The sequence below is a fragment of the Parapedobacter sp. GCM10030251 genome (assembly GCF_042666505.1).
Taxonomy (GTDB): domain Bacteria; phylum Bacteroidota; class Bacteroidia; order Sphingobacteriales; family Sphingobacteriaceae; genus Parapedobacter.
Window position 1 is genome coordinate 124,578 of sequence record NZ_JBHTDN010000005.1, and the last position, 25,738, is coordinate 150,315.

Consider the following 25,738-nt stretch of genomic DNA (forward strand, 5'->3'; position numbering starts at 1 on the left):
TGTTGTAACTCCATCAATCTATGCCGTTCTTCGCTGGAAAATCAAGCAATCATGAAATTGAATCGCATTGAAATCATCTTAGCCTCGGGGATTTACCTCTTTGTGCTGGTACTTATTTTCAGCAACCAGGTCCATTCGGAGGGTGCTCGGTACACTGCGTCCCTGATGGCTTATGCTACGGTTATCTTCGGAGCGTACCTGGCGTTTACCCAATGGATTTCGCCGGCATTTTTTCAAGTTCGAAAACTCGATGTGGGCATCGCCTTTACACTGGCCCTCTTTTTTTTAGTTTGGCTCGGACTCACATGCTGCATCTGGGTACGCGACTATCACCGGTGGAGTGGCGGACAGTTTGTCGTTCACCTGAAACGGGGTGAATCGCTGGGCGGAGCGTCGCTTGCATTTCTCTTGCTTTTTGCCTACGAAGCCGTTAAGCGGCTGATCCGCTACTTACAGCATACACGCAGTACGCTGGCCACACGCATCGGCAAGGAAAGTTTAGTGGTGTTGGGTGGAGGGACCGTGGTTTTTGTGATGTTGCTGGCGGTAGAGGAAAAGCTTGCGGCATTTTGGATGGCGGTTATACCGTATGCTTATCTCATTTATGCATTGAATATCTACTGGTTATTGCCCTTAAAGGAAAGACGGCTGCATAACTTCATGATCTATTTCTTGATAGCCATCGGGATATCGTTCGTCGCTTTTATTCCTTTCGGATTATTCTTTTTGGCCTTTATGCGCTCGGCTGACGAATTGTATTTCGTGCTGTGGATCTGCATTAACTTGATCATGATGCCACTGGTCAATTTGGTATATCAACGGCAGAAGGCGCGTATCAGCCAATTGATAAACCTCAAAATGGAGCTTGGACAGACCTCGGCAGACCTCAGCTTTCTACGTTCGCAAATCAATCCGCACTTTTTGTTTAACATCCTCAACACCCTGTATGGGACCGCCTTGCAGGAAAAGGCGGAGCGGACGGCCACCGGCATTCAGAAGCTGGGCGATATGATGCGTTTCATGCTGCATGAAAACAACCAAGACCGCATCCTGCTGGCACGCGAAATCGATTACCTCCGCAATTACATCGACCTGCAACTGTTGCGAACGGCTACCTCGCAAGGGATTACCGTGGAGTGTACAATCGACGACGCCCTGGAAAGCACCTATATCGCGCCAATGCTGCTTATCCCGTTTGTGGAGAATGCCTTCAAACATGGCATCAGCTTGCAGGAAAAATCGTGGATAAAGGTCAGCCTGTACGAATCGGAGGGGAAGGTGTATTTTGACGTTCATAACAGCATACACCGGAAACCGGAAACCGATCCGGAGCGTCGCCATTCCGGCGTTGGGCTGGAAAATGTGAAGCAGCGCCTCGCCATGCTCTATCCCGATAGGCACGACTTAGTGATACGAGAAACCACGCAGGAGTTTTTCGTGCATTTGACCATAGAATGCTAACCGAAGATGATCAAGAAACAAAATTATGAAAAGAATTCTATCGATTGCCGTAGCCTGGTATAGCTGCTTGTGTGCCTACGCCCAGTTTGACCTGAATGGCCGGGTGAAAAACCTACCAGCGGGAGAAACGGTAACCGTCAATATACCGTTTGTCTTCGGTTATTTTGAAGACGAGAACAAGCCCTTGGTTGCCGATAAAGAGGGAAATTTTGGTATGGTATTGCCTTTAGCCGAAGAAAAAATAGGGTATCTCCGGTGGGGAAATCATAAAGCTTTTTTATGGATGAGGCCAGGCACCGGCTTGTCTGTCGAACTGGACGCCGCCAACGGCGAAATCACGTTCGGTGGCCCGATGGCCACCCCCAATAGGCTACTCCACGAACTGGAATTGAGTACCGCGCCCGATTTTTATGCCGGGAGTACGCGGGTCGGTGCCAACGCGGTGCTCGACAGTGTAATCCGGCCCTATGCAGTCCAATTTAAGGCGAAGGCGATGCAGATTGATGCCAGCGCATTGAATAGCCATGAAAAAGAGTTTTTAAAGGCCGAGCTTCATGATCAATTCCTGGTTTATCTCGACTTGTATGTGCGAACGGCGAAGTGGCCCCAAGAGGTATGGAGCAAATTTATCCTGGATGGAATGGAAGGAGAAAAGCCACAGCCCAGATCGTATCTGCGCGGCCCGATGTATTATGCCTTTATCGATACGTACGTGGGCTTCTTGGAGACCCGCGTATTTGCTAACCGGGATAATCCGACTCGGTTTGCCGAATTATTGGACTCGGTATATGGTATAAGCAACTTTGACAGCCTGAATGCGGTCTATGAACGAAATGGAAAGGCATATATCGACTGGCTTGCTGTCAAGCATGCATTTGATGCGCAAACAGCGGAGGAATACCTCGCCAAGCAAATCCGGTCGTTCTACCACGATGGGCATCTTTCCGAAGGCGAATGCTTACTGGATGATTTACGAACGTCCTACAGTAACAGCATCTATCTCAAGGAGTTGATAAGCAAAAAAACGTCATTGGCAAACCGGATGTCCAAGGCTAACGATCAAATTATCGTTCCTGAAGACTACAGGACATTCACGAGCATCAAAACGTTCGTACAGCAATTTAAGGGGAACGTCGTGTATCTCGACATCTGGGGAACATGGTGCGGGCCCTGCAAAATGGAGATGCGTGATGTGCCGCAGCTCAAGGAACGCTTCGCGGGTAAGCCCGTTGTCTTTGTCTACCTGGACATGGATGACGACAATAAAGACGCCCGGTGGCGCGAATACATTCAAGTGAATGGCATAACGGGCGTCCACCTGCGCAAAAACAACTTGGATATCCAGCCCATATGGAACGAATTACTCCCTCATGATAAAAACTTGCATGGTCGGTATCCCAGTTATTTTTTATTTGATAAAAATGGTAATTTAGTGGACGAATCCGTTAAAAGGCCGAGCAAGAAAGAGGCCTTGTATGTACAGATTGAAAATTACATCCGTAAGTGACGGCCATTGCCATAGATGACGAACCCATTGCGCTTGACGTGGTACGCAACCATGCAGCAAAGGTGCCCTTTTTGGAACTTCAGGCAACCTTTACCAACGCCTTCGAGGCGATGGATTACTTGCGGCAACAGCCTGTCGACCTCCTCTTTTTGGATATCAAAATGCCAGATATATCGGGTATCGAATTTTTCAGGAGCCTGAGCAGGAAACCGCTCCTTGTCTTTACCACCGCCTATTCCGAGCATGCAGTCGCCGGTTTCGAACTCGATGCCGTAGACTATCTGCTTAAACCATTTTCATTACCCCGTTTTCTAAAAGCCTGCAATAAAGCACATGAGTGGCTTCAATTACGCGATACGAACGGCACAAAGGCATACCTCTTTGTCAAAACGGGGTACGATCAGGTTAAGGTGAATTTCGAAGACATCGATTACCTCGAGGCTACAGGCAATTATGTCAACTTCGTCCTTGGTAACCGCCACGTATTGAGCCGGATGACCATTACTGAATGTGAAGTACTATTGCCCACGGATCGATTCGTTCGGATCCATCGTTCGTTCATTGCCGCCATAGACAAGGTAGAAAAAATCGAACGCCACCAACTTGCCGTAAACGGCAGCATCCTGCCGATCGGATCCTCTTACCTGGCAGCGATTAAAAACCTTTCAGCCAAGGCCTAGTTCAAAACTGTCCGTTTCCGAACACCTACTGCACGATATCGAACAAGATCCACGAAAATAGATCACACAAGACACTTATAATCTTAGCGTTATATTTTTGGCGTAAACTATGCATGGCGTTATGCCAAACAAAAAAATGAAATGTTCAATCGTATCCGTTATATAAGTTGTATCCGTTCCCTGATTTTAGGAGCAATGGCCGGTCTGACCACGCTGCCAGCTTTTGCTCAAGATACTCTCTCCCTTGAACAAGCTATCGAGCTGGCTTTGGAACAAAACCTCGAAGTCCAGCAAAGCCGTATCCAAACCCAAAGCCAAGCCATTGATTTGCGTCAGGCAAAAAACGATCTGCTTCCCGATTTGAATGCACGCCTCGGCCATTCCTTTGAAGTCGGGCGCGTCATAGACCCCGAGACCAACCAATACCTCAACAACGTAACCAATCGCTATGGCAACCAAAGCGTAAGCAGTTCCCTGGTGCTTTTTGACGGACTGCGAATGTTCCACAACATCACCCAACAAGCCTACGCATACCGGGCAACCCAGTTGGATGAACAGTATGCCCGGGAGCAGATGGCACTTACTGTCACCCGTGCCTATATTCAAGCGCTCGCCGCACGGGATGTAGTTGCCCAAGCGGACAGCCTTGCCGCCGTAACGCGGCGCCAAGTGGAGCGGAGTACACTACTGTTCGACCAAGGGGCTTCAAATCCGGGCGATTATTACGACCTGAAAGGACAATATGCAAATGACCTCAACAACCTGAATGAAGCCAGAAACCAACTTAACGAAGCATTGATAGCGCTGTTCCGGTTGATCAATCTTCCTTACAACGCAGAAACCAGGCTTGTCTCTTTTCAGGAATTGCCGATGACTGCGAACGACGCCCTTACGGGTGAACAACTCTATCAGATCGCGTCTGACCGTCTGGGCGTCATTAAAGCAGCTGAAAACTGGACAAAACGAGCGCAGTTTGGATTAAAAGCCGCGCGCTCATCCTATTTTCCGTCCCTGTCCATGGGAGCCGGACTGTCCAGCAGTTATATCCACGGCAACGGGGCGTATATCGATCAGGTGCGAGATCGCATTGGCCAAAACCTGGGATTTACGCTGTCCATTCCCATTTTAAACCGGTTGCAGGTACGCAACAACGTAGCCCGGGCGAAACTGAACTTATTGGACGCGGAAAACAGTGAACAAACACGACGGAATGAATTACAGCAAGCTTCCAACCAAGCCTTGTTTAACCTGGACGCAGCCAAAGAGCAGTACAAAAACTTGGTGGAACAGGTGGAAAATTATGCCGAGTCATTCCGTATTGCCGAAGTACGTTTCAATGCCGGAGCGATAAACTCCGTGGAATACCTGGTTGCCAAAAATAAGTTAGACAACGCCACCGCTAATTTAGTTATCGCTCGTTATCAGTGGCACTTACGTCAACGGATCGTCGATTATTACCATGGGGACATGATCTTGCCACAGATAGACTAGTCCGACTCGGAAAGCGGCTGATAGGTTGAAACGGACAGACCTACCTTACAGCCAACGGGATAGCGACCCAGCGTGGGACTGATAACGTTCACCTGTAATGAGTCGTTACCGATCGACAACTCTTCGTAAAATCCTTTGAATCGTACAGCCAACACCTCAAACGCTCCATTCGGATCTGCGTGCAATACGAGCCACTCGGGGTGAACGGCTATCGCAGTAGCGCCTTTGACGCCCAGCAAAGCGGCTTCCTCCGCCTTCAGGACATTGCTCTTGGCAAGCAGTTTTGACGCGTACGCATTCGGAGGATGGTTGTATAACTCCGCCGGCTTACCCATGGCCACCAGATGCCCATTCCGCAATACGATAAGCTCGTCGGCCATCGAAAGTACCTCCGCCGGATCATGCGACACTAGCACGACCGTTAGCCCAGTGTCGGCCACAATGTTCCGGATATCCGCTTGGAGGGTTTCCCGAAACGAGGCATCCACTTGATTAAAGGGTTCATCCAGCAACAGCACCTCGGGTTCATTAACCAACGCACGGGCAATGGCTACCCGTTGTTTCTCCCCTCCGCTCAAATCCGCGATACGCTGCTTCTTCAAATGCGTAATCCGCAGTTGGCTTAATATACGCTCTGTATTCTTGAATTTTGCTTCCAGATCGGTATTCGGTAATTGGGAAGCCACATTGTCCCACACATTGGCGTACGTATTCAGGTCGTCAAACCCTTGAGATACCATGCGCATCGCATCATGGCCCGGGATAAGTTTTTCCCTCGGACCGGGAACCCGCCAGCCCCGATAGCGCACTTCTCCGTCATCTGGCTCAAGCAACCCATAAATAAGTTTCAACATCGTGCTTTTGCCACTTCCACTTTCGCCGATGATTGCGGTAATCCGGCCCTCCTCAATTCCGAAAGAAAGTCCTCGGACCGCCACAGTCACCTCCTTGCCTGGAAAGGACCGGCTTACATTTGTTCCATGTATCAGCGGAAGGCCTTCACGCAGCACATCGTTGGGCACCGAACAGGATGGGGGGGAAGCGGGGATGATTGCCATAAAAAAACCGTCCCGATACCTATCGGGACGGCACAAAAATACGAAATATATTGATAGCCGGTTAAAAACCAAGCATCAGCCCGAAGGTGAAGTTCTGCAACCCCGCCTGGTTGGGACTGTTTTCAAAGAGATCGTTGAAATAGTATTTGCCATAAATCCCGAATGGACCTACACCAAACCTCGCAAATGCGCCATAACGGAACTGCGTGAAATTGTAATCGTCCTTGAATTTCTGCTTACCCAGCTCCTCGCTTTTGAATCGTTGCGTACCTTTTAATAGAAAGCCTCCCTCCGGTCCAAAGGCAAAACGGAGCCGCCCAAGTCCACTGTAACTCCGGCTGCGGAATTCGAATGTCAGCGGCAGGCGCAAGTAGGTAGAAGTGAGCCGATTCTTGTCATAATCGACATCGGAATATGCCCACGTAAGCGGCGTGGTGTTCTCTTGGAAGTCTATATTTTCTCGCAGTCGTATATAAGTCCAGTCGAAACCACCGGATAAGAAAATACGAAAGTTGTCATTGAACCGGTAACCCGCCTGTAATAAATCAAACCCAAAATTAACCGTCTTGCCCGGGCGGTACCTGAAATCCCGGTTGTCATCAGATAGCGTAAAGCTGCCGTTATCTATTAGCTTGACCAGCCCCAGGTCAATCCGTGAAAACGTGACTCCGTAAATGGGCCGTGATTTCCGCGTACTCTCCGTGTCATCCTCGGTATGCGATGCCTTGCCGCACGGTTCGTCATCAGGCGCATACTCGTAGGTCTTTTCCGATTTTTCAATGGTAATTACCCCTTCGTCCTTCCCGGGAATAAGGATACGTACCTTGCGCTTCTCTCCGGTGTTCACGTCTTCCATGATGACGGTATCGATAGCGGTTCGTCTGTTTTTCCGGAGGCTGTCAAGCCGGTTCTTCTCTTGTGCGGGCGCCAGAAAACAAGTGGCGCAAAACAACACGGTAAGGCTAATGTATTTCATCGTATCTAATTATGAGGTTTGATTTATTTAAGTTTCTTCTTTCTGTTTTTGGCCAAGCCAAAGTTAAAATCCAATTTTAATGATCCTTCTTCATCGTTCGAAAAAGTAACCAGTTTTTCGTCACGTTGATCAACCGTGCTCACCACGTAATTCAGGATGTTGCTCAGCCCAAAAGGCTGCTTGACTCCCTCCGTTGCCGCAAGCATCGTTTCTTCCTCCTCTTCCAGTACCACCAAGGGTTCGATATCTGGCACCCCGGCGATTACGGCTTCCAAGCTATCCGGGGGCCGCTGCAAGAACCTGTCAGTCGAAAGGTTTCCCAACTCACCCGTTGCCCGCTCCTCAAATTCGATAGCCTTGGCAAAAGAGGCTTCCTCTGGTTGCCGCCTTTCTTCTCTTACAGGTGGTTGATCTCCCTTCGTTTTTGCCTTGTGACTCCTTTTTGCAAATACCTTCCGCAGCCGTTCCAGGTCCAAGGGTTCCGCAACGGGCTCCGCGACCTCTATAGACTTAGGCGATTCGGCGACGTTTTTCCCGGGCACCACCGTCGTATCCACATGCGCATGTAAGTACGTAACGGCTACTGGTCGATTTTGCCAATAAAGCACGCCACAGACCGCCAGTATGGCCGCAGCAGCCATCCACCACGTTGTTAACCGACGTCGCTTTACGGGCGTCCGTACAATAAAACGGGCTTCGTCAGCATCCAGTTGCACAGCGATCTTATCCCACAAACCCTTGGAAACCTCGGGCCGGAAGCCTTCAAACTTTTCCTGCAGCTGCTTATCAAACGCATTGTTCTCACCTGGATTCATAGCTCCCTCCTTCCAATTGCTTTAATTTTTCTTTCAGCCACGCCCTTGCCCTTGACAACTGGGATTTTGACGCCCCCTCGCTAATCTGCAAGGTTTCGGCAATTTCCCTGTGCGAGAAGCCTTCCAGCGCGTACATATTAAAGACCAAGCGATAGCCTTCGGGCAAGGTTTGGATCAATCGAAGCAGATCTTCACACTCTAGCACATCCATGGAGAACGTGTGCTGGGTGTCCTCGTATACCTCTTCTATCTCAACGGATAACCCGTTCCGTAGGTTTTTGCGATAAGTCTCAATTGCTGTATTTACCATAATCCTTCGTATCCATCCTTCAAATGAACCTGCTCCCCGATAACTATCGATGTGTCGAAACACCTTGATAAATCCCGATTGGAGCATGTCTTCTGCTTCAAACGTACTGCGCGCATAGCGTAAGCAAACTCCCAGCATTTTTGACGCCAAGGCATGGTACAGTTTTTCTTGTGCATGTCGGTTGCCTGTCCTACAACCCTCATACAAGTTCTCGACGGTAACTGTTTGCTCCAACTTACGTGTATTTACTACTAAGATGGTAATAAGGGCAAAAAGGTTGCACGGAAAATGCACATTAATTTCAATCCGCGATCTCGATCCGCCGTGCATTATCCGTCTGGACCGTGATCTTCACAGAAACTGCGTCGGGGGGTAGTAGCCCAGCTATCTTTTCCGGCCATTCCACCAAGCAGTAGCGGCCAGAATAAAAATAATCTTCGTAGCCCAGGTCAAAAGCCTCTTGTTCGGATTTGATACGGTAAAAGTCGAAATGGTAGATGGGTCCTTCAGGAGAGGTATATTCGTTAACGATGGCAAAGGTAGGACTGGAAGTGGCATCCACAACGCCCAGTCGTATGCATAGCGCCTTAATAAGTGTCGTCTTTCCAGCGCCCATTTCCCCATAAAAAAGAAAAACGCGCCTTCCGCCGGCGGCTGCCAGCACGCGGGCAGCCACTTCCGGCAATTCCGCTAAATTCGCCAGTTCAATAACCATGTGTGCAAAAATACGCTTTTTGCTTACTTGGTCGTATAGGTGGCAAACGGGATGATCATTTCTTCCAACGAGATGCCGCCGTGTTGAAACGTTTCATTGAAGTAGTTGACGAAGTGATTGTAATTGTTGGGATATACAAAATAGATATCCTCCTTCGCAAAGATAAAACTGGAACTCACATGCAGCTTCGGCAACAACGCATCGTGCGGATTTTTCACATGGAAAACATCCTTGGCAATGTAGTTGAGATTTTTCCCCTGCTTATAGCGGAGATTGGTGTTGGTATTACGGTCACCGATAACTTTACTGGCGCGTTTCACCCGGATCGTACCATGGTCAGTGGTGATGATCACACGCACCTGCTTTTGAGCAAGCCACTTTAATGCATCCAACAGGGGAGAGTGCTCAAACCAGGAAAGCGTAAGCGAGCGATAGGCAGCCTCGTCATTGGCTAATTCGCGGATCATAGCCATATCCGTGCGGGCATGCGAAAGCATATCCACAAAGTTATATACCAATACGTTGAGGTCGTTCCCCATCAGGTTACTTAAATTGTCGGCCACGTCTCGCCCCTGTTCCAAGGTCAATATTTTATGGTAAGAATGTTTGCATTCTTTACGATATAGGCGCTTAATCTGATCGGCAAGAAATTTATCTTCGTGCAGGTTCTTCCCGCCCTCGTCTTCATCATTCTGCCAAAGCTCCGGATGTTGCCGCTCCATTTCGAGCGGCATCAACCCGCTGAATATCGCGTTGCGCGCATATTGGGTAGCCGTCGGCAGGATGCTGTAATAGCTATCCTCCTCCTCCAAGCGGAAATGCGTCCCTATCACGTCATTGATCACCCGCCATTGATCATACCGCAGGTTATCGATGAGGAAGAAAAATGTTGGCCGGTGTTCCTGCAAAGTCGGAAAAACCTTCTTGCGGAATAATTGATGAGACATAACGGGGCCTTTTTCAGGCTCCTTTACCCAATGGAGATAATTTTTTTCGATAAACTTGAAAAACTGCATGTTCGCCTCAGCCTTCTGCAAGGTTAACACTTCGTGCATCCCTGCATCTTCCAGTTTCTCAAGAGATAATTCCCAATAAATCAGCTTTTTGTAAACATCCGCCCATTGTTCGAAGTTCAGGTTATCGTTCAAAATCATACCCAGATTTCGGAAGTCCTGCTGGTAGGCCATCGACGTCTTCTCGCTGATAAGCCGTTTATTTTCCGTCAGCTTCTTAATCGTTAGCAAAATCTGTTTAGGATTTACCGGCTTGATGAGGTAGTCGTCTATTTTGGAACCGATGGCATCTTCCATCAGATGTTCTTCTTCATTTTTAGTGACCAACACCATGGGTATACCCGGGTTGATGTTTTTCAATGCCGAAAGCGTCTCCAAGCCCGTAAGGCCCGGCATGTTTTCATCTAAGAACACTAAATCGTAAAAACCTTTTTTGAAAGCATCCACCGCGTCGTTACCATTCGTTACGGTTTTTACCCCATACCCTTTTTCATTTAACAACATGATGTGCGGTTTCAGCAAATCGATTTCGTCATCTGCCCATAATATATTCGTCTCTTGCATGCCGGCTCCGTTTCTATCCATTGAAATAATCGCGAACATAGCGAAAAGTTTGCCGGCATCTACATTTTTAACAAAAATTAACAGGCATCTACCGTATCTTTGCCGGTATACTTTTGGGAGACAACGCCTCCAGCAGTGCGAACAAACTTTGAATAAAAAGAAGATAATCAACGACCCTGTTTATGGATTCATATCCATTCCATCCGGTTTTATATTTGACCTGATACAGCATCCGTACTTCCAACGCCTGCGCTACATTAAGCAGGTCAGCATGACGCATTTGGTTTATCCAGGGGCCCTGCATACCCGTTTCCAGCACGCGTTGGGCGCCATGCACCTGATGGCATTGGCGGTTGAGACCCTTCGCGGCAAAGGGGCTGTGATCACCGACGCCGAAGAGGAAGCTGCCCTCGTAGCCATTCTTTTACACGATATCGGTCATGGTCCGTTTTCCCATTCCCTGGAACACACGTTGGTTGAAGGCGTATCCCACGAGCTACTTTCCGCCTTGATGATGAAAGAGCTCAATGACGTCTTTGCCGGGAGGCTTGACCTAGCGATTGAGATTTTTAACAACCGCCACCCCAAGAAATTCCTGCATCAACTGGTGTCCGGACAGCTGGATCTCGACCGTATGGACTACCTTAGTCGGGATAGCTTCTTTACGGGCGTAGCTGAAGGGGTAATCAGTTTTGACCGGATCATTAAAATGATGACTGTGGTTAACAACGAACTGGTCATCGAATATAAAGGGATCTATTCCATTGAAAAATTCCTGATCGCCAGGCGACTGATGTATTGGCAGGTTTACCTGCACAAGACGGTCCTCGGCGCTGAGCAAATGTTACTGAAAATCCTGCAACGGGCGAAAGAATTATATGGAAGTGGCATTTCTCTTTTTGCTTCACCATCCTTGGAACATTTTTTGCGCAACAAGATTACCCGAGAGAATTTCACCGAAAATGTGTCACATTTGGTTCACTTTTCACGTCTCGATGACACAGACATCTTGTCGGCCGTGAAAACTTGGGCGTATCATGAAGACCCCATCTTGCAGATGTTGTGTTCACGGCTCATGAAACGTTCCTTGTACCACACCGAACTGCACAGCAGTGAGCTGGATAGTCGGTTTATCGATGATATGAAAGCCCGGGCGGTAACCTACTTTGGTATAGATGCGGCTCATGTGGATTATTATGTATGGACGCAATTAATTGAAAACAGTGCTTACGAACTAAATAGCAGTAATATTAAGATCTTAATGAAAGACGGTAGCATACAGGATATTGCAGAGGCATCTGATCTGTCCAATTTAGAGACGCTATCGAGGAAAGTGCGGAAATTCGCCATATCCTTTCCCAAAGAATTAATAAGCTGATAACCAGTAAAAATTTTAATATATATCGTTTAAACTTATACATTTGCAGATGCAATTTTCCGCACATCAAATAGCAACGCTCGTGAATGGTTCCCTTGAGGGGAACCCCGATGTGATGGTGGAGCAACTGGCCAAAATTGAAGAGGCGACGGCCGGCAGTCTTTCTTTTTTGTCTAATCCGAAATACGAACAGTACTTATACACAACCCAAGCGTCAGTCATTATCGTCAATCAGGATCTGAAGCTGGACAAACCCGTAGCAGGTACGTTAATCCGGGTAAAAAATGCCTATTCCGCTTTTTCCATGTTATTGGAGGTCTACAATAAAATGCGGCTGGACAAAACCGGCATTGAAAGTCCCGTATTTATCCACCCGACTGCCAAAATTGGCGAAAATGTCTACATCGGTGCTTTTACCTATATAGACAAGGACGTGGTCATTCAAGATAACTGCAAAATATATCCGCATGTGTATATCGGAGAGAACGTTAAAATAGGGAACGATACCACGCTGTTCCCCGGGGTATCCGTCTATTTTGACTGCATAATCGGGCAGCATGTAATCGTCCATTCCGGCACGGTCATTGGCAGCGATGGTTTTGGGTTTGCCCCACAAGAAGATGGAACGTATAGCAAGATCAACCAAATCGGGAATGTGATCATTGAGGATGACGTAGAAATCGGAGCGAATACGGTAATAGATCGGGCTACAATGGGTTCAACAATTATCCGGAAAGGCGTGAAATTGGACAACCTTATCCAAGTGGCTCACAATGTAGAAATCGGCAAAAACACGGTAATCGCCGCACAATCGGGTATTTCGGGAAGCACGAAAATCGGTGAAAATGCCGTAATTGGCGGACAGGTTGGTATCGTGGGACATATCAACATCGCCAGTGGAACCCAGATACAAGCCCAATCCGGAGTAAACCGTACCATCGCCGATGCCGGTAAAAAATGGTCGGGCAGCCCCGCTGCTCCCTATAATGCGCAGATGCGGTCGCAGGTTGTATATTCCCGCCTACCCGAATTGGAGCGCCGCCTGGAGGAATTGGAGCAACTACTATTAGCAAAAGAACTATCAAAATAAACGAAGTGCTGTTCCGCCTACCAACGGATAAGCCAATTGACAACGATGAACGTAAAACAACGAACAATCAAATCAGAAATCAGTATTTCAGGTGTCGGGCTCCATACGGGTAAACCCGTCACCATCACCCTGAAACCGGCTCCCGAACAACATTGGTATCGGTTCAGGCGCATTGACCTCGAAAAGCAACCGACCATTCTCGTCGATGCTGACAACGTTTCCGATACGTCGCGCGGAACGACCATCTCCCATAACGGAGCCAGTGTAAGTACCATTGAACACCTGATGGCGGCATTGGTGGGGCTGCAGATCGACAACGTACTCATCGATATCGACGGCCCAGAAGTCCCCATTATGGATGGCAGTTCCGCTCCCTTTGTCAAGGCGATCGAGCAAATCGGCTATGTTGACCAGCTAGCAGATCGCGATTATTACGAAATTCCACATAACATTCACCATACCGAACCCGATCGGAAGGTCGAAATGGTAGCGATGCCCCTGGATGGCTATCGCTTTACCTGCATGATTGATTTTAACTCGCCGGTGCTGGGTAGCCAACACGCCTCCATCAGTAACATCGACGAGTTTTCCAAAGATATCGCCTCATCCCGTACGTTTTGCTTTCTCCACGAACTTGAGATGCTGTTGAAAAACAACCTCATTAAGGGGGGAGATCTCAACAATGCCATCGTGGTCGTCGACAAAGAGGTAAGTAAAGACGAACTGCGTCACCTGGCGAAACTATTCCACCGCGAAGACATCGACGTAGCTAAGGAAGGTATATTGGATAACATTGAACTGCGTCATCAAAATGAACCGGCACGACACAAACTGCTGGATATGATTGGCGACCTGGCACTGGTTGGACGCCCTATTAAGGGCCATATCATGGCTGCACGGCCTGGCCATGCCGCCAACGTGGCCTTTGCCAAAAAGATCAAAGCGCAGATAAAAAAAGAAAAGGGACGCAAATACGTGAAAGTATATGATCCCAATATGCCGCCACTGTACGACACCGTCCAGATCATGAAAATTCTGCCCCACAGGCAACCTTTCCTGATGGTCGATAAAATTCTGGAGCTGACCAAGTCGCATGTCGTCGGACTGAAAAACGTGACCATGAACGAGGATCTGTTCATGGGACATTTCCCGGGCGCTCCGGTCTTCCCGGGCGTTCTGCAAATTGAAGCGATGGCTCAAACCGGCGGGATTCTGGTCCTTAGCACCGTGCCCGATCCCGAAAACTACCTAACGCTCTTTCTTAAAATCGAAAACGCCCGGTTTAAGGCACAGGTGAACCCGGGGGACACCATTATTTTCCGCTGCGATCTCCTCGAACCCATCCGTAGGGGCATTGCCCAGATGAAAGGCGTAGGCATGGTCGGCGAAAAAATAGTGGTTGAAGCAGAGCTGATGGCTCAGATTGTAAAAGTAAAAGAGAGCCAAGCATCATGATACAACCCCTAGCATATATACACCCACAGGCCAAGATTGCCGGTAACGTAGTCATCGAACCCTTTGTTACCATCCATAAAGATGTCGTGATCGAAGAGGGCACATGGATCGGGTCCAACGTTACCATTATGGATGGCGCGCGAATCGGCAAAAACTGTCGCATATTCCCCGGCGCCGTCATTTCAGGTATCCCACAGGACCTGAAATTCGATGGCGAGGAAACCACTGCCGAAATTGGAGACAACACCACAATCCGGGAGTGTGTCACCGTTAATCGGGGTACGAAAGATAAATGGAAAACCGTAATCGGGAAAAACTGTCTGATTCAGGCGTATAGTCACATCGCGCATGATTGCATCGTCGGAGACAATTGTATTTTTTCCAATAGCAGCACACTCGCCGGCCACATCACCGTGGGCGATTATGTAGTATTGGCAGGTATGGTCGCCGTACACCAGTTCTGCCACATCGGCTCGCACGCTTTTATCGCTGGCGGTTCTCTGGTGCGCAAAGACGTACCTCCCTTTGTCAAAGCCGCCCGGGAACCTTTGGCCTATGTCGGAATCAATTCCGTAGGCCTGCGGCGGAGAGGCTTTTCATCTAACCAGATCAACGAAATACAAGATATTTACCGGGTACTGTTCGTAAAAAACAACAACCTTACCAAAGCATTGGATATTATTGAGGCCGAATACAAACCCACGGAAATACGGGATGAAATACTTGATTTCGTACGGAACTCCAACAGGGGGGTCATGAAAGGGTTCGGCCAAAGCAAAGGAATACTTTGAGGCATGTACATCGCTTTGGAGGACATCGGTAGGCGATTCAATCGTGAATGGGTTTTCCGGCACATCGATTATCGATTCGAAGCAGGTCAAAGCTATGCCGTTCTGGGACCGAATGGATCGGGTAAATCCACCTTCCTACAGGTTGTTGCTGCTAGCTTGATCCCTTCCGCTGGCCGAGTCCACTATGCCGATGCCGAAAAAAAAATCGACCCTGAATCCATCTACCAATATCTTTCGTTGGCGGCGCCTTATATGGAGCTCATCGAAGAGTTTACGCTTGCCGAACAAGTCCGCTTCCACTTTGCGCTCAAAAACTACCTAAGCGGTTTCGATGAAGATGCGCTCATGGAGTTGTTGGGTCTTCGTCATGCCAAGGATCGGCAAATCCGACATTTTTCTTCCGGCATGAAACAACGGGTAAAACTAGCCTTGGCCTGCTGTTCCGACGTTCCCCTTGTATTATTGGACGAACCCACGAGTAACCTGGACCAACAGGGGATCGACTGGTACCTGAATCTTGTGACCGAAACACGGGCGGCACGGCTCGTGATTGTTTGCTCCAACCAGGAAAGGGAATATGGGTTTTGTGAGAACTTGATTAACATCGTGGATTATAAATAATTGCAAATAGAGAGCCTGTTTCGTATCTTTGATCCCACATTTTTATACACCGTAACAGATTAATAGTATGTCCAAAGCTTCAGAAGTAAAAACCGGCAACATCCTACGCTTCAATGGTGAGTTGGTGTCCGTTGAAGAATACATTCACAGGACACCGGGGAACCTTCGGGCGTTTTACCAAGCTAAAATGCGCAATGTAAAAACCGGAAAATTGGTGGAATACCGTTTCCGGACCGATGAGGAAGTGGAAATTGCCCGTGTAGAGACCAGTGATTACCAATACCTATACGAAGATGGGGATACCTTCGTCGTGATGGACAACAACACATTTGAGCAATTCAATATTCCAAAACACCTGTTCGGCAGTTCGGCACGTTTTTTGAAAGAAGGTATGCAGGTGCTGATAGCCATGGAAAGCGACGAGCCGATTATGGCGCAAGCGCCTACCACAGTGGAATTAGAGATTACTTATACAGAGCCGGCGGTTAAAGGTGATACTTCTACAAATGCCTTAAAAAGCGCGACAGTAGAAACCGGTGTCGAGATACGGGTGCCGCTATTTGTGAATCAAGGGGATAAAGTGAAGGTTGACACACGCTCTGGCGACTATATTGAACGCGTAAAATAAAGAAATTAAATTTTTAGGTTTAGGTTGATTATTCGGTCTTGGGGCTCCCCGCTTCAAGGCCGATTTTTTTTCCGGAAAACGAACCCGGCCGATCTAAGCGATCAGGCCGGGTTCGGCTTTATCAGTAGCCGGTATTCTGTAGCATATTGGGATTTGCATCCATAACCACTTGCGGAATAGGCAATACGTGGTTTTTATTTTCCATATATCCCTTACTGCCCAATACTTCGGCGGCTTTGGCCCAACGGACCAAATTCACAAACCGGCTTCCCTCCTTCGGCATTTCAATTTTCCAGAGCGCCTGCAATAAATCGGCAAATCCCTGGCTGGAAACGGGTTCGCCAATCGGACTCATTCCCCGTCGGGAAGCCAACAGATTATAAACCTGCTCGGCTTCCGATTGCTTATTTGTCGCCGCCTTAGCCTCCGCATTCATGAGCATCACTTCGGTATACCGAATGATGGGAAACACGCTGCGGTTATAGAAGAACCGTTTTACATCTTCCCTCATGAGCTCAGAATGATCCCAAATAACCTCACTGCTGCCCTGCCGAAAAATCTGGGCCGTATTGGCTTCCAATGCATAGGCTCCCGACGTGATCATCCGGTCCGTCAATGTAACAGCTAGTTGGACATTGCCTTTAAACAAAGCGGCCTTCGCCAACAGCGCCTGGGCCGTTCCCTTGGAAACACCACCACCCATTGCCCGTTGAGGCAACTGCGCACTGGCCTGTTCTAGCTCCGCAACAATAAAATCATAAACGGCATCCGGATCGGAATTGGAAAGATCTGTTCCTTGATTTTCCGTCGTCATTAGGGGAACCCGTCCGAAATAATGCATCAGTTGCATATAGACATAGGCCCTGAATAACCGCAACGTTTCCAATTCTGCCGCCTGCGGAGCACGGCTCTCAATCGCATTCAGTGAGTGGATAACCGAATAACCGCCTTGCCAAAGCTGGTTGATTACCGGGGCTGCCGACGTAAAAGAAAAGTTGTTCAGCAGCGCGAATTGACCGTTCAACGCCGCACCTAATGTGTCTGAAACTGCCTCCCCGCTCAGCAAGGCATCGGCCACTGCCAGCTCCTTTTGCCATGCTCCAATTCGGCCATGAGCCGTATTTAGCTGCGCAATAAACTCTTCGGGTGTCAGTGGCTTCTGTGCGGCGTTGTTGTTATATCCCACAAATACTTCAACGGTTTTAACCCTTCCATCCTTTACCTCGGCATTCTCATAGGGCATTTTTACCAGGTCGTCGGCATTGATTACACCATCCGAATTAGCGTCTGTCCATTTGAAATTTCCTACTGCTGCATCCGGTTGATCGGCCCATCCATCAACGTCGCTTTGTGACCGAAAAATCCCTGCTGCGGCCATTCCCAAATAATATCCGTCCTGCGCCTGTTCACCTTCATAAAAGATGTTATACTTATCGCCATACTCCACCTCTATGTAGTAAGTACCCGCTTTGATATCCTCGAAAATCGCTTTCCCGGTGTCAATCTCCGCTTCATACGCCACCACACTGTTGGCGTAGTCTTGCTGACTAGCATACAGCCATACCGTTCCGCTTGTTGCCTTGACACCCGAAGGCTTATCCGGCGACCAAGCAGCGGCATCCCAAACCACGACTTCCAGAGAGGTGGTCTGTAGTTCGTCATCGACAGACGTCCCCGAAAGCAACGTCTTCACCGAATATACAACTTGATCGCCCGTCGCTCCAATCACTTCGCTACCGATTTGAACGCCGTTTATCCAAACCTTCTGCCCAACACGGCTTACTTTCAGTTCCTTTCCGCTTAGGCTGGTCAAAATCCGTTCGTTCGTTAAGTCTGCAAGTTTAATGACTCCCTTTACAATGTGATCTTTCAACACGGAAGATGTAAGGTCTTCGGTCGCAAAAGCTTGTATGGAAGATTTTTTACCCATCATAAGCGCTTGCTGCGCTCGCGCGACTTCATCATTCAACGGTGCAAACACCGTAATGCCCTCTTCGACGTCCGTAGCGGAGAGCTCAAGCCCCTTCAATGCGTCGACGAAAACACGGATGCTGTCTGCCGTCTCCAAGCTAGCAACGAGACCGTTAATTACTTCTTCCGGTTCGCGTGGAGGGTCTTCCGGCGGAGCCACAGGGTCCTTCTTGCATCCAAAAGCAAGGATAATGGTTGCCGCCGCGATGGCAGCTCGGGTTATTTTTCTCATGACTTAAGATTTAGTAAATAAACTGTTTTTCTGGATGCGGCTAAATTAGTGCCCCGTTAAACACAAAAAAATACCCGCAAGTGAGTATTTTTGGGCGATGCAATCCCCCAGTAAGCACGAGCTACGCAAACGTTATCGCGAAAGACGGATCAATCTTTCTGCTGACGAATTCCAGGTATTGAACAGTCGGTTGATGGAACAGATTCATCGGCTGGATATGACTAGGTTCTCGACCGTTCACCTATTTCTTCCCATTGAAGGCAACCGCGAGCCGGACACCTATGCGATCGCCGAATGGTTGCGGCGCGCTCATCCAGATATACGGTTGATACTATCCCGAACCGATCCTGTGGCCTCTGAAATGCTTCATTTCATCTGGGACGATACTACGGTCTTGAAACATAATCATTGGGGAATTCCTGAGCCGGAAAACGGGATCGCCGTTTCCTCGTTGGAAATAGACGCCGCGTTTGTCCCACTCCTTGCTTTTGACGTCCGGGGAAACCGCGTAGGCTACGGGAAAGGGTTCTACGATCGCTTCCTGGCCGAGTGCCGTCCAGAGACGGTAAAGATGGGCCTTTCACTGTTTGAAGCAGAGCCGGTCATCAGCGACATCAATGCATTTGATATCCCGCTTGATTGCTGCATAACCCCACAGCAAATTTGGGAATTCAATACAGCACCCTGAATTTAATGGTGTTTTCTATCTGCCTGAGTTGTTTGAGCAACTGTTTATCGTATTGCGCATCAACATCGGTAACGGCATAGCCGATGCTTCCCTTGGTCATCAGGAATTGGGCGACAATGTTGATTTGGCTATCGGCAAAAACCTGATTGATGTGTGCCATTACCCCCGGTACGTTCCGATGAATGTGAAGCAGTCGATGTGCTTTTTCGATTTTGGGCAACAACAGATTGGGGAAATTTCGGCTCATATAGGTATCACCTCTGTTGATAAAGTCAGCCATACGGCGCGGAATAAACTCACTGTTCCGTTTCTTTCCCTTTTTGTCGTCGAAAAGAACGATTCCCTTTTCATTGCAAATTTCCCGGTTCAACTGGTGTTTACTATCACCCAAATAACCGATGGTCTTCAGCTTATCGGCTCTTGCCAGCTGGTCGTCATCCAGTTTTATGTTCTTCCCCAACAGCAGCATCCCGACATCTTTGACGTATTTTTCCTCAAACGTTTGCTTGATCCGGATGGAAAAACCGTCACGCTTAAGTATGTGTGCTGAAATTTCCGGCACATCGCCCACAATGAGGCAGAGAATGCGATTCTTGGGGTAGGAGATCGCCCGGGGAAGGTCGTTCACATATAAAAACTCATCGAAGCTTGGCGTCACATGATCGGCTTTCTCGGATACGCTCTTTCGCTCAATGTTCTCCGTAAACGCAAAAAATCGCTCGATAAGCCCTGACTCCTTCAGCTGGAAATCCGAATAGCCGTCGCCGATACCGTAAATTTTGCCCGGCAATTTCAGCTGCCGTAAAAGCTTCACTTTGCCCCCTTCTTCCGACAAGGGATTGCTTTCGTCATACCCAGTTATATTTCCCTGCTCATCAAACGTAAACGTGTTGGCATAAATATTTTCCTGCTTAATATGATAAGGACTTACCACCGGAACGATGAATTCTTTAAATCCCCCCGACACAATCAATGCACTGTCACTGTGCTTCTTAAAGAATTCACGGTTGCGGAGAAATGACGGGGAAACTTTCTTTTTAAGTATGCTTACTAGCTTCTTCAGGTGGTCACGGTTGGCTTCCAGCAATCGTACCCGGCCCGAAAGGCTTTCACGGAAAGATAGCTGACCGTTCATCGATAAGTTAGTCAGCCGATCGATCTCTGCATAAATCAACTCCCTGGCAGGATGGCTGGCCAATGAAATGCGCGCCAATTCATCCAACGCTTCCACCTGGGTAAAGGTGCTGTCAAAATCGATAATGTAATAATTGTCCAATTTTACTGTACGGTTAAAAGTCTGTAACATATTTCGCGCAACGTATCGTCGATCGGTTTGAACGCCATACCCGTTGCTTCAACAATTTTCGTATTGGAAAACCGCATCTGCAAATTTGCTGCACGAGCGGTTTCTCGTGTTAAAAGGGGTCTTTTCCCACTGAATAGGGAAAGCACCTTCGCGGCTCGCCAAGCTAGTTCAAGCATAAAACCCGTCGCCATGACCTTGGGAGCTGACCGCCCGAGGTAAGCACTGCAACGCGTCATCAACTCCTTATAGCTCATGTTTTCGTTGCTCAGCAGAAACCGCTGTCCGCGAATGGTTCGGTTTTCCATCAACAGCACCATCGCCTTTGCAACGTCTTCAACGTCGATCAGTCCGACCGAACCGGCTGTGTAAAAGTTTAGTCCTCCCTGCAACTGGGCGAAAATAGATCCGCTGCTTCCATTTCCCTCGGTTGCGGCAGATGGCCCGATGATCAACGACGGATTGACGATCACGGCTTCCAGCCCTTCCGCAATGCCCCGCCATACTTCCATCTCGGCTTCATATTTAGCAATCGCGTAGCCGGATTGATTTGGGTCGTATTCCCATAAATCTTCTTCCGTGATATCGCGCCCATTTTTGCCCCGTCCCACCGCCGCGATGGAACTGACATGCAATAATCGAGCTCCACGTTCAAGGGCGAGCGTCACCACATGGGCCGTACCCTCGACATTGACAGCCATCATCCGCTTTCGGTCGGCAGCGTGGTAAGAAATAACGGCCGCACAATGGTATACCTGAGTTACCCCGTCAAATGCATCGGCCAACGCAAAGAAATCGTTCACATCTGCATTTACCCATTCCAACCCCGACAAGCCTTCCAGTGGTCGTGGCAAAACAGATGACTCCCGTTTCGTCGCGCGGACCCGAAATCCTGCTTCGATCAATTGTTTGATAAGAATGGAGCCAAGAAAACCTGTACCGCCTGTTACTAAAACCACCGCCTTAGAATAGTTGATATAACGCCTCAAAAGTAAGGGAATAAATGGATATTCCCTATACTGAAATAAAATGGTTCTTGGGCAGTAAACGCATTTTACGTAAGTTTGCTGGATAATTTGCCAAACAACAGACGACTACCATGTCCCTTTCCGTTTTCTTCTCCCCCATCTCCCTGCAGGACTTTACGCCGGAGGACGGCTTTTTCAACTCACAGATCGGGGCTTCCCTACGTGCTTTCGACCAAACGTTTCCCGATTTGGAAGACGAAAAACCAGACTTAGCACTATTTGGCGTTTTGGATGACCGGATGGCGATCGGAAATACCGGGTGCAGGGACGCGGCCGACGCAGTCCGTCGGCACCTCTATCCGCTTTATCAGGGGGAGTATAAACTACGACTGGCTGATCTTGGCAATATAAAAGCCGGAGAAACGGTCACAGACACCTATGCGGCCGTCAAAACGGTCTGCGAAGAATTGATTCGCTCCGGCACCATTCCCATCATCATTGGCGGTGGGCAAGACCTAACTTACGCCCAATACCTGGCGTATGAGAAACTCGAACAAAAGGTGGAGGTAGCCGTTGTAGATTCACGGTTTGACCTTGATCAAAACAATACCGAAGGCGCTCCGCTCAATTCACTGACTTATCTCAATCACATTATCCTCCACGAGCCCGACTACTTGTTCAATTTGAATAATTTATCCTATCAAACCTATTTTGTGAGCAAAGAGTCGATTGCCATGTATGAAAAGCTCTATTTTACAGCCATACGCCTGGGTTTGATTGCAGGTCAGGTTGGCCAGGTTGAGCCCATCATCCGGGCGGCGGATATGCTGAGTTTTGACGTCAACGCCATCCGGTTTTCAGACGCGCCCGGCAACGCCTACGCCACGCCCAATGGGCTGTTCGGTGACGAAGCCTGCCAAGTATGCCGATATGCGGGCATGAGCGATAAACTCACTTCGGTCGGCTTTTACGAATACAATCCCTCGCTGGATAACCGCGGACAAACGGCCATCCTTATGGCACAGATGATCTGGTATTTCATCGACGGTTTTTACAGCCGTAAGCACGATGCGCCTCTCGTTCCTAAATCGGCCTATATTACCTATCGCACTACGGTACACAACGACGCCTATGAACTGGTCTTCATAAAAAGCAAGAAATCAGACCGTTGGTGGATGCAAGTTCCCTATTCGGGCACCCAATCAGTCAACGAGCGGTATTATCTTACGCCCTGTCGTTATGAAGATTACCAAACGGCCGTTTCGGGAGAAATGCCCGATCTTTGGTGGAAAACACATCAGAAGTTAGTATAGGTGATGGAATTATACGCGCTCGTTATCTCCGTTGTCATCCTCGCGATTGCGGTGATTTTGTTCCTCAAACGGCCGCAATCGAGCGCCCCCGCATCAGACCCCGAAACCATACGCCGGGAGCGGGAAGCATGGGTGATCCAATTAGCACGTGCCGAACAACAGGTAGAAAATCTCACTGCTGAAAAAGAACGGATTACTGCGCTCCTGCACGAAGAACAACAACAACTGCGGGAATCCGAAAAATTGCTCGAAACCACCCGTGCCTACTACCGATCCCAGCAGGAAAAACTGCAGGAACAAAAAGCGGAAATCGAAACAATAAAGCGGCAATTCAATACAGAATTTCAAGTGATTGCCAATAAAATACTCGAAGAAAAAACCCAGCGGTTCACCGAAACCAACAGCAAATCGCTTGATCAGATCCTAACGCCTCTTAAGGAGAAAATCAAAACGTTCGAGGAAAAAGTAGAAAAAACCTACCAGCACGAGGCGGCCGAGCGTAACTCCCTGAAAGGGGTTGTACAGCAGCTTATGGAGCAGAGCCTACGGATTAAGGACGAAGCCAATAGCCTGACGCGCGCATTGCGCGGCGACAGCAAAAAACAAGGCAATTGGGGAGAAGTCATCCTCGAACGGGTATTGGAGCGCTCGGGATTGGTTAAGGATCGGGAATATCGGCTGCAAGCCGCATTGGCGGACGAGGAGGGTAGAAGGCTGCAGCCCGATGCAATTATTGATCTGCCGGATGAGAAGCACTTGGTAATCGACTCGAAGGTATCCCTGCTCGCTTACGAACAATGGGTGAATGCAGAAACGGACGATGATCGTGAAAGATTCGCCAAACAGCACGTCCAGTCTGTCGAAAACCATGTGAAAAGCCTGTCTGCAAAGAATTACCATGACCTTTACCAGATCCATTCACCCGACTTTGTTTTGTTGTTTATGCCCATTGAGTCGGCATTCAGCCTGTCCATTACCTATAAAGCAGAGCTCTTCAGCGACGCTTGGGATCGCCGCGTTGTCATCGTCAGCCCTTCAACTTTATTAGCTACCCTACGTACCATCGCCAGCATGTGGAAACAGGAGCGGCAGACACGCAATGTATTGGAAATCGCCAAAGAAGCCGGTGCCTTGTACGATAAGTTCGTGGGATTTCTGCAGGATCTCGAAAAAGTGGGTGAGCAGCTCAACCGTGCGGTACGCGCCCACGAAGACGCAACGCGCAAACTTGGCACCGGTCCGGGTAATGTCGTGGCCAAAGTGGAGAAACTCAAGAAACTTGGCGCTCGGGCAAGCAAACAGATCGGCGGAGACCTGCTAAATGATTGAAATTAATTTCCCCGGATCAGTCGCTTCCCTTTCCTCGGTCACGGATGGCTTAAGTACTACGCATTTATAAAGAGATAGACTTAAAAAATTAAGCCCCTTGTTTATGGTTTTCTTGTAAAAAGTTCTCACCTTTATGCCTTACTTCTACCATTTACTTATGAATAGCATACAATTAAAATAATCTGCGAAGCGTCGGCAATCTTGCGCCGTTACCGTATCGACCTGTAATATTTTTGAACCTTAAATATCTGTGCATTAAGCCAAAAGATATTCTAAGCTTGTAGTCAACATTTTTCTATGAAAAAAAATTTACTTTTCATATTAATAATAGTTTCCGTTTCCTCCTTCCCCGCATTCGCCCAGCAGAAAGTAAAAGATAATACGCTGTCCGGTGAAGTGTTACCGGATAAAGACGCACTGCTGGAATTGGAAAGTACCAACAAAGGGCTGCTACACGCTAGGGTCCGGCTAATCCAATCGGATGATGCTGCTCCGCTGTCGCAGCATCGTGCTGGTATGATGGTATACAATACGGCCACTGTGAATGATGTGGTTCCCGGTATTTATTACAACAACGGTAACCGTTGGATACTAGTAGCCGGAGGAGGCGTTACGCCCATTAACTACAATCCCGTTACCTATGAGCTTACGTACGTCGATATAAAAGGCGGCACCCATACCATCAATTTGGAAGAAGTAGTAAAGGCAGTGGAGACGGTGACGGTGCTCGGTTACGACGCGGTTGCTCACCAGCTATCCTACCAGGACGAGGACGGAACCCCGCATACGCTAGACCTGAACGTCGGAACGTTGAGGTTTGATGATCAAACGAATGTGCTTGCCTATACCAGTGAAAATGGAACGATCACCAACATTCCGCTTAACAATACATCTCTTACCTACGATCCTTCGCTAGGTATATTGAGATACGTCAACACCTTAGGCCAACTTCAAGAGTTTAATCTTTCGGATGTTGTGGATCAGTTCGAAACCGTAACCACGTTGTCTTACGATTCCGATACACACGTACTTGCTTATGTGGACGAGAATCGTGTTTCGCACACGTTCAATCTCGATGTTGGGCGGTTGACCTACGATAAAGCGGCAAATACACTTCTTTATACAGCTGAGGATGGGACGGTACTGACAATCCCAATGAATGAAACCGGCCTGACTTATGACGCTACCTCGGGAATACTTACTTATACCAATTCACTAGGTATAAAGCAAGCTGTTGATCTTAAAGCGACCAACATCGCATACAGCAACGCAAACAGCGGCCTGACGGCAACCGAGGTCCAGGCAGCAATCGACGAACTGGCCGGTGGACAGGGCAACATCGACCTGGTGGACAACGGGGACGGGCACGTCACGCTGGTCA

Annotated in this window: 23 protein-coding genes; 14 read left to right on the forward strand and 9 right to left on the reverse strand. The window is 48.5% G+C overall.

What is annotated here, in order from left to right:
- Positions 1–51: 51 nt before the first annotated feature.
- The 4 genes from ACFQRK_RS15475 (at position 52) to ACFQRK_RS15490 (ending at position 5,139) form a co-directional block, all read left to right on the forward strand.
- Entirely contained in the window at positions 52–1,461 is a 1,410-nt protein-coding gene (locus ACFQRK_RS15475) for a sensor histidine kinase (protein WP_379008289.1), read from the forward strand.
- A gap of 25 nt (positions 1,462–1,486) precedes the next feature.
- A complete protein-coding gene (locus ACFQRK_RS15480) occupies positions 1,487–2,968 on the forward strand; it encodes a TlpA family protein disulfide reductase (protein ID WP_379008292.1) in 1,482 nt (493 codons plus the stop codon).
- The gene (locus tag ACFQRK_RS15485) at positions 2,965–3,648 is read left to right on the forward strand and encodes a LytR/AlgR family response regulator transcription factor (RefSeq protein WP_379008295.1); all 684 of its coding nucleotides are present in this window, start codon (positions 2,965–2,967) and stop codon (positions 3,646–3,648) included. The genes ACFQRK_RS15480 and ACFQRK_RS15485 overlap by 4 nt, the downstream gene beginning before the upstream one ends.
- A gap of 141 nt (positions 3,649–3,789) precedes the next feature.
- Positions 3,790–5,139: a TolC family protein gene (locus ACFQRK_RS15490; protein WP_379008297.1), complete on the forward strand. Its 1,350-nt coding sequence runs from the start codon at positions 3,790–3,792 to the stop codon at positions 5,137–5,139.
- On the opposite strand, the gene ACFQRK_RS15495 is transcribed toward ACFQRK_RS15490, so the two are convergent.
- The 6 genes from ACFQRK_RS15495 to ACFQRK_RS15520 form a co-directional block, all read right to left on the reverse strand.
- Positions 5,136–6,197, reverse strand: a complete 1,062-nt coding sequence (locus ACFQRK_RS15495) for an ABC transporter ATP-binding protein (protein ID WP_379008299.1) — start codon at positions 6,195–6,197, stop codon at positions 5,136–5,138. The genes ACFQRK_RS15490 and ACFQRK_RS15495 overlap by 4 nt on opposite strands.
- A 61-nt stretch (positions 6,198–6,258) precedes the next feature.
- Positions 6,259–7,173, reverse strand: a complete 915-nt coding sequence (locus ACFQRK_RS15500; RefSeq protein WP_379008302.1) for an outer membrane beta-barrel protein — start codon at positions 7,171–7,173, stop codon at positions 6,259–6,261.
- Between the two features lie 23 nt (positions 7,174–7,196).
- Positions 7,197–7,988, reverse strand: coding sequence for a hypothetical protein (locus ACFQRK_RS15505; protein ID WP_379008304.1), 792 nt, complete (start codon positions 7,986–7,988; stop codon positions 7,197–7,199).
- Positions 7,975–8,532 (reverse strand): RNA polymerase sigma factor, encoded by a 558-nt coding sequence (locus ACFQRK_RS15510; protein ID WP_379008307.1) that lies wholly within the window; start codon positions 8,530–8,532, stop codon positions 7,975–7,977. Before ACFQRK_RS15510 ends, ACFQRK_RS15505 begins: the two co-directional genes overlap by 14 nt.
- Positions 8,533–8,599: 67 nt before the next feature.
- Positions 8,600–9,013 carry a tRNA (adenosine(37)-N6)-threonylcarbamoyltransferase complex ATPase subunit type 1 TsaE gene (gene tsaE / locus ACFQRK_RS15515; RefSeq protein ID WP_379008309.1) on the reverse strand — a complete coding sequence of 138 codons (414 nt, stop codon included), beginning with the start codon at positions 9,011–9,013 and terminating at the stop codon, positions 8,600–8,602.
- Positions 9,014–9,036: 23 nt separating this feature from the next.
- The gene (locus tag ACFQRK_RS15520) at positions 9,037–10,590 is read right to left on the reverse strand and encodes a PglZ domain-containing protein (protein WP_379008636.1); all 1,554 of its coding nucleotides are present in this window, start codon (positions 10,588–10,590) and stop codon (positions 9,037–9,039) included.
- A gap of 148 nt (positions 10,591–10,738) precedes the next feature.
- Here ACFQRK_RS15520 and ACFQRK_RS15525 point away from each other — a divergent pair, with 148 nt between their 5' ends.
- The 6 genes from ACFQRK_RS15525 (at position 10,739) to efp (ending at position 16,553) form a co-directional block, all read left to right on the forward strand.
- Entirely contained in the window at positions 10,739–11,968 is a 1,230-nt protein-coding gene (locus ACFQRK_RS15525; RefSeq protein ID WP_379008311.1) for an HD domain-containing protein, read from the forward strand.
- Between the two features lie 49 nt (positions 11,969–12,017).
- The gene (gene lpxD, locus ACFQRK_RS15530; protein WP_379008313.1) at positions 12,018–13,058 is read left to right on the forward strand and encodes a UDP-3-O-(3-hydroxymyristoyl)glucosamine N-acyltransferase; all 1,041 of its coding nucleotides are present in this window, start codon (positions 12,018–12,020) and stop codon (positions 13,056–13,058) included.
- Positions 13,059–13,103: 45 nt separating this feature from the next.
- Positions 13,104–14,513 carry a bifunctional UDP-3-O-[3-hydroxymyristoyl] N-acetylglucosamine deacetylase/3-hydroxyacyl-ACP dehydratase gene (locus ACFQRK_RS15535; RefSeq protein ID WP_379008315.1) on the forward strand — a complete coding sequence of 470 codons (1,410 nt, stop codon included), beginning with the start codon at positions 13,104–13,106 and terminating at the stop codon, positions 14,511–14,513.
- On the forward strand, positions 14,510–15,304 hold the full coding sequence (gene lpxA / locus ACFQRK_RS15540) for an acyl-ACP--UDP-N-acetylglucosamine O-acyltransferase (RefSeq protein ID WP_379008318.1): 795 nt from the start codon (positions 14,510–14,512) through the stop codon (positions 15,302–15,304). Before ACFQRK_RS15535 ends, lpxA begins: the two co-directional genes overlap by 4 nt.
- A gap of 3 nt (positions 15,305–15,307) precedes the next feature.
- Positions 15,308–15,925 carry an ATP-binding cassette domain-containing protein gene (locus ACFQRK_RS15545; protein WP_379008319.1) on the forward strand — a complete coding sequence of 206 codons (618 nt, stop codon included), beginning with the start codon at positions 15,308–15,310 and terminating at the stop codon, positions 15,923–15,925.
- Positions 15,926–15,992: 67 nt separating this feature from the next.
- Positions 15,993–16,553, forward strand: coding sequence for an elongation factor P (gene efp, locus ACFQRK_RS15550; RefSeq protein WP_379008320.1), 561 nt, complete (start codon positions 15,993–15,995; stop codon positions 16,551–16,553).
- Positions 16,554–16,674: 121 nt separating this feature from the next.
- Here efp and ACFQRK_RS15555 read toward each other — a convergent pair whose 3' ends face one another.
- Positions 16,675–18,756 carry a RagB/SusD family nutrient uptake outer membrane protein gene (locus tag ACFQRK_RS15555; protein ID WP_379008323.1) on the reverse strand — a complete coding sequence of 694 codons (2,082 nt, stop codon included), beginning with the start codon at positions 18,754–18,756 and terminating at the stop codon, positions 16,675–16,677.
- 97 nt (positions 18,757–18,853) lie between these two features.
- On the opposite strand from ACFQRK_RS15555, the gene ACFQRK_RS15560 reads away from it, so the two are divergent.
- Entirely contained in the window at positions 18,854–19,444 is a 591-nt protein-coding gene (locus ACFQRK_RS15560) for a 5-formyltetrahydrofolate cyclo-ligase (protein ID WP_379008326.1), read from the forward strand.
- On the opposite strand, the gene ACFQRK_RS15565 is transcribed toward ACFQRK_RS15560, so the two are convergent.
- Together ACFQRK_RS15565 and ACFQRK_RS15570 are read right to left on the reverse strand one after the other, a co-directional pair.
- Entirely contained in the window at positions 19,428–20,720 is a 1,293-nt protein-coding gene (locus ACFQRK_RS15565) for an HAD-IB family phosphatase (protein ID WP_379008329.1), read from the reverse strand. The two genes, ACFQRK_RS15560 and ACFQRK_RS15565, sit on opposite strands and share 17 nt — an antisense overlap.
- Before the next feature lie 2 nt (positions 20,721–20,722).
- A complete protein-coding gene (locus ACFQRK_RS15570; RefSeq protein WP_379008332.1) occupies positions 20,723–21,706 on the reverse strand; it encodes an NAD-dependent epimerase/dehydratase family protein in 984 nt (327 codons plus the stop codon).
- A 140-nt stretch (positions 21,707–21,846) separates the two neighbouring features.
- Between ACFQRK_RS15570 and ACFQRK_RS15575 the strand changes: the two genes are divergently transcribed.
- The 3 genes from ACFQRK_RS15575 to ACFQRK_RS15585 form a co-directional block, all read left to right on the forward strand.
- A complete protein-coding gene (locus tag ACFQRK_RS15575) occupies positions 21,847–23,028 on the forward strand; it encodes a formimidoylglutamase (RefSeq protein WP_379008335.1) in 1,182 nt (393 codons plus the stop codon).
- Between the two features lie 3 nt (positions 23,029–23,031).
- The gene (rmuC, locus tag ACFQRK_RS15580; RefSeq protein ID WP_379008638.1) at positions 23,032–24,357 is read left to right on the forward strand and encodes a DNA recombination protein RmuC; all 1,326 of its coding nucleotides are present in this window, start codon (positions 23,032–23,034) and stop codon (positions 24,355–24,357) included.
- A 297-nt stretch (positions 24,358–24,654) separates the two neighbouring features.
- Positions 24,655–25,738, forward strand: a 1,084-nt coding sequence (locus tag ACFQRK_RS15585) for a hypothetical protein (protein ID WP_379008337.1), incomplete at its 3' end; no start/stop codon positions are given.